Origin of the sequence: Porphyromonas sp. CAG:1061, from assembly GCF_000435035.1 — a bacterium.
Lineage (GTDB): Bacteria > Bacteroidota > Bacteroidia > Bacteroidales > Porphyromonadaceae > Porphyromonas_A > Porphyromonas_A somerae.
In genome coordinates this window covers 1-5,493 of sequence record NZ_HF988912.1, presented here as the reverse complement: position 1 = coordinate 5,493, position 5,493 = coordinate 1, and the positions used below count along the sequence as shown (strand labels likewise).

3 protein-coding genes are annotated in these 5,493 nt (G+C 52.6%); all 3 read left to right on the top strand.

Going from position 1 to position 5,493, the window contains the following annotated elements:
• On the top strand, positions 1-820 hold an 820-nt coding region (locus QVO39_RS04555), incomplete at its 5' end, for an efflux RND transporter periplasmic adaptor subunit (RefSeq protein ID WP_288171760.1).
• Positions 820-3,975 (top strand): efflux RND transporter permease subunit, encoded by a 3,156-nt coding sequence (locus QVO39_RS04550; RefSeq protein WP_021903198.1) that lies wholly within the window; start codon positions 820-822, stop codon positions 3,973-3,975. The genes QVO39_RS04555 and QVO39_RS04550, both read left to right, overlap by 1 nt.
• A complete protein-coding gene (locus QVO39_RS04545) occupies positions 3,965-5,356 on the top strand; it encodes a TolC family protein (RefSeq protein ID WP_021903197.1) in 1,392 nt (463 codons plus the stop codon). Before QVO39_RS04550 ends, QVO39_RS04545 begins: the two co-directional genes overlap by 11 nt.
• The last annotated feature ends 137 nt before the right edge of the window (positions 5,357-5,493 follow it).

The window sequence follows — 5,493 nt, the reverse complement described above, 5'->3', positions numbered from 1 at the left end:
TGCTGCCAAGGCAGCTGTGGCTGTAGCTGAGTCGCAAGTGGCAACTGCCGAGCTAACGGCCAAGAACAATCGCCAGCTAGCCAGCGAAAATATCATCGGGGACTACGCACTCCAATCAAGCGAAAACCAACTCGCCACCGCCAAGGCCTCACTTGCCAGTGCCAAGGCTCAATTGGCGAGTGCCCAGAAACAGCTCTCCTACACCCGTGTGGTAAGCCCTACCGATGGCGTGGTGGGTAGCATCCCATACCGCGTGGGAAGTCTCGTGTCGCCACAGATGCCACAGCCCCTCACCTCGGTGAGCGATATCAGCGAGATGTATGCCCACTTCTCTATCACCGAAAGGCAATTCCTCGCACTCTCTCGTGCCCATGGAGGGCTCAAGGAGGGCATCTCCTCTATTGGCGGTATTGAGCTTCGCCTTATTGATGGCACGCTCTACCCACACAAAGGCGTGCTAGAGACGGTGAGCGGAGTACTCAACCCCACCACTGGTTCGCTCAATGTGCGCGTGCTCTTCCCCAACCCAGACCGCATACTTCTCAGTGGTGCTACGGGCGAGGTGATCATCCCCAACGTGATTGAGAATGCTATTGAGGTGCCACAGCTAGCCACCTTCCAGCTACAGAAGAATTCATTTATCTACGTTGTGGACAATGAAGGCAACGTCACCGCACGAGGGATAGAGCTACTGCCACAAAATGATGGACAAAACTACATTGTTACCTCTGGTCTGTCGGCTGGCGATAAAGTGGTACTCGATGGTGCTGTAACCCTCCGGGAGGGCATGAAGATTAAATATCAAATGGAGGAGCGGTAATGAAACTAGACGGATTTATCAAGCGACCAGTCCGCTCCTCGGTCATCTCTATCATCATCGTGCTACTGGGACTGATAGGCATCACTAGCCTACCAGTAGAGCGCTACCCCGATATAGCACCACCTACCATATCAGTCCAAGCCTTCTATCCAGGAGCCGATGCCGAGACGGTGGTGAATGCAGTGCTCTCGCCCCTTGAGGAAGCGATCAATGGCGTGGAGGGTATGACCCACATGACCTCCAGCGCCAGCAACGCTGGCTCTGGCTCGATTACGATCTACTTCGACCCAGATATCGACCCCGATATGGCACAGGTCAATGTACAAAACCGTGTGACACGTGCTCAGGCACTACTCCCAGCCGAGGTGACAAGGTCGGGGGTGAGTGTCAATAAACGACAGAGTAGTACACTGCTCCGTATTGCTATCGAGGATACCGATGATCGATACGACGACCTCTTTCTGCAAAACTATGTAGATATCAATATCCTCCCCCAGATCATGCGTGTGCCTGGTGTGGGAGAGGCCTCGGTACTAGGAGCCAAGACCTACACCATGCGTATCTGGCTGAAGCCCGATGTGATGGCTCAGTATGGATTGATCCCTGCCGATGTGATGATGGCACTGCAGGAGCAAAATATTGAGGCGGCTCCTGGTCAGTTGGGTGCACAGGGCAATCAAGCTTTTGAGTATGCCCTCACCACTAGAGGACGCCTTAAGAATGCCGATGAATTTGGCAATATCATCCTACGAGCCGATGCCAATGGTCAGCTCCTCCGCCTCAAGGATGTAGCGGATGTGGAGCTAGGGGCCCTCTACTACTCAGTGGTGGCATCGCGCGATGGCAAAACCTCTATCAATATCGGGGTTAACCAGATTGCAGGCTCCAATGCTACCCAAGTGGTAAAAGATATAGAGGCGCTGATGGAGGAGGTAAAGAAAGACCTCCCACCTGGCTTAAGTATTTCCTACGGCATGAATGTCAATGACTTCCTCTACGCTGCTATGGGCAATGTGCTACGGACCTTGCTTGAAGCATTCCTCTTGGTGATGCTTGTGGTCTACATATTCCTCCAAGACTTCCGAAGCACCCTTATTCCAGCTATTGCCATCCCAGTGTCACTGATAGGTACCTTCTTTTTCCTACAGCTCTTTGGCTTCTCCATCAATCTACTGGTGCTGAGTGCTCTGGTGCTAGCGATTGCTATTGTGGTAGACGATGCCATCGTGGTGGTAGAGGCGGTACACGCCAAGCTCGACCATGGATACAAAAGCCCACAAGCTGCCTCCATCAAGGCGATGGAGGAGATAGGTGGAGCGATCCTCTCTATCACCATGGTGATGATGGCTGTATTTATCCCTGTGAGCTTTATTGGCGGTGTCTCTGGAGTTTACTACCGGCAGTTTGGTATCACCATGGCGATCGCGATAGCCCTCTCTGGTGTCAACGCCCTCACCCTCACCCCAGCACTATGTGCCTTATTCCTAAAGCCTGCTAGCGACGAAAGTGGCAAGAAGCCCAAGTTTATAGAGCGTTTCCACATAGCCTTCAACACCTCCTACAATCGCCTGCTCGGCAAGTACAGAGGTGCCCTAAACAGGATCGCCCCTCGCAAGCTACTCACCTCGATTGCGGTAGTGGCAACACTCATCATCACAGCACTACTAGTAGGCAATACCCCCACTGGCTTTGTGCCTGAAGAGGATAATGGTGTAGTACTGGCTCAGGTAAGCCTTCAGCCAGGTGCTTCACTAGAAGAGAGTACCAAGGTACTCTACGAGGTGAGCAAGGTGATCCACCAATTCCCAGAGGTAGAGTCGGTAACAGAGTTTGCTGGATTTGGACTGATGAGTGGGGTCGGCAGCTCTTATGCCACCCTTATCGTACAGCTCAAGCCGTGGAGTGAGCGCCCCTCCAAAAAGAATAGTTCGGCTGCCGTGCAGCAGAGGATCATGCAGAGGTTTGCCACCCTCCCCAATGCTCGCCTTATGGCCTTTGTGCCACCGACTATTCCAGGGTATAGTGCCTCGGGTGGTGTGCAGATGGATCTCCAGGATACCAATGGTCGGGAGTTATCGGACTTCTATAATATTGCAGTAGGCTATATTGCCGCCCTCAATCAGCGACCCGAGATAGCAGCTGCCTTTACCACTTTCAACCCTAGCTTCCCTATGTACCGCGTGGATGTAGATGCAGCTAAGCTCAAGATGGCAGGGATCTCGCCACAGACAATCTACTCCACCCTTCAGGGCTACATTGGCGGTATGTATGCCTCCAACTTCAATGCCTTTGGGTACCTCTATAGGGTGTACCTACAAGCCGGGCCAGAGGATAGGGCCAACCTCTCTGATCTCCAAAAGATCTATGTGAGAGGGCCTCAAGGTATGGCTCCTATCAGTCAGTTTATCTCGCTTGAGAAGGTATATGGCCCGCAGGTGATCAATCGATTTAATCTATTTAATTCGATCAACGTCAATGCCACGCCAGCCCCTGGTTACTCATCGGGAGAAGCTATCAAGGCGGTTGAAGAGGTGGCCGCAAGTGCCCTACCATCGGGCGTGGCCTACGAGTTCTCTGGCCTTACCCGTGAGGAGCAAAAGGGTGGTGGAGCAGGCTCTACCGTGATGGTGCTACTGCTCTCACTTGTATTTATCTACCTACTTCTAGCTGCTCAGTACGAGAGCTTCGTGCTACCACTTGCGGTGATACTGTCAGTACCCTTTGGGCTGATGGGCACCTTTATGTTCGCAATGATCTTTGGCGTGGAGAATAATATCTACGTACAGATTGCAATGATCATGCTCATAGGCCTACTCGCCAAGAATGGCGTGCTGATCGTGGAGTATGCCCGCCAGCACCGCCACCAAGGCTATAGCATACTGGAGGCGACCATCACGGCTTCTGCAGAGCGTATGCGACCTATTCTCATGACCTCCCTAGCGATGATCATAGGCCTCCTGCCACTTATGTTTACCACAGGTGCAGGTGCTGCAGGCAACTTCTCGCTCGGTGTAGCTGCTGTGGGTGGTATGCTGATAGGTGTGCTATTGCAGGTAATTTTTGTGCCTGGGCTTTACTACATTGCCCAAAACTGGCAAGAGCGGATCCACCCCATCCAATTTGAAACTAAAGATGATTCGAAAGATGAAGAATAAGTATATCCCATGTCTCTACTTATGTCTCTCCCTGATGCCGCTACTTCTCTCTAGTTGCGGTATCTATGGGAGCTACCAGCGCCCAGAGGAGATCACGGCGGAGCGACTTTTCAGAGCTCCCACTCTGCCCAATGACACAGTACTAGCAACAGATCAAAATATTGCCGCCCTTTCGTGGCAAGACTTTTTTAGTGATCCTCAACTGAAAAGGCTGATCAAGACCGCTCTAGAGCGCAATGCCGATATCCGCATCGCCCAGCTAGGGCTAGAGCAGTCCAAGGCGGCATTGCTATCCGCCAAGCTAGGGTTCCTTCCCAATATCTCTGCAGCACCATCGGGGCAATACAGCTATAATACCGAAGTGTGGAGCTACAATCTCCCCATCACCGCCAGTTGGGAAATTGACCTCTTCGGGAAGCTTCGCAATAGTCTGGAGCAACAAAAAGCTCAGACCCGACTTGCAGAGGCTCAGACCTATCTGGTACAGACCAATATCATCGCTGCAGTGGCCAATAGCTACTACACGCTATTGACGCTTGATGCCCAGATAGGCGTGGCAGAGAAGACGGTGGCTACCTGGAAAGAGAATATCAGAGTGCTCCGACTGCTAAAGGAGACAGGGAGAGTCACCGAAGCTGCTATTGCACAGGCAGAGGCACAGACCTTTGGACTACTTGATGTGCTGGCAGAGCTTAAGACTCAGAGGAGAGTGACAGAAAATGCCCTCGCCACCCTACTTCATCTTCCACCACAGCAGATAGAGAGGGGATCGATGGATAGCGAGAGGATCCCTCACTTCGACACGGACCTTGGAGTGCCAGTGGACCTCCTAGCCCTTCGCCCTGATGTGCAGATGGCTGAGGAGCGACTAGTGATGGCCTACTATGGTACCAATAGAGCTCGGGCCGACTTCCTCCCCTCTATCAAGCTAACCGCCAATGGCTCCTGGACCAATGCCCTTGGTGGGGTGATTGTAGACCCCTTCACCTTTGTGGGCAATGCCATCGGTTCGCTCTTCCAGCCTATCTTCAATAATGGCCGAAATGTAGCCCAGCTACGTATCGCCACGGCTAAGCAGAAGGAGGCAACGATACAATTTCAGCAGACCCTCATAGCGGCTGGTGCTGAGGTGAGCAACCAGCTCTATCGGATAGAGGCGTACCGCACTAAGATAGGCTTCCGCAAGAAGCAACTAGAGTCGTTACACCAAGCTACCGATATGACCATGAAGCTGATGACCCTCGGCAATGGCACCTACCTAGAGGTGCTCACCAGCCAGCAACAGCTCCTCAATGCCGAGATGGGCTCTTATGCCGACCAACTAGGGCTTCTCCAATCCCATATCAACCTCTACAAAGCCCTCGGTGGTGGCACCAGATAATAGGGGTTACGCATTAGAAAGAGCCCTGCATCTCATACTCTGTACAACATTCTCATGAGTGGTAATACCCCGCCAAAAAAGCACCCGAAGGGTGCCATTCAGATAGCCCCCGGTCAAGGCTCGTAGAGCCGAAGACC

Excerpts from the sequence above, each read along its gene's own strand:
- QVO39_RS04550 (WP_021903198.1), top strand. The coding sequence starts at position 820 with ATGAAACTAGACGGATTTATCAAGCGACCAGTCCGCTCCTCGGTCATC.
- QVO39_RS04545 (WP_021903197.1), top strand. The coding sequence starts at position 3,965 with ATGAAGAATAAGTATATCCCATGTCTCTACTTATGTCTCTCCCTGATG.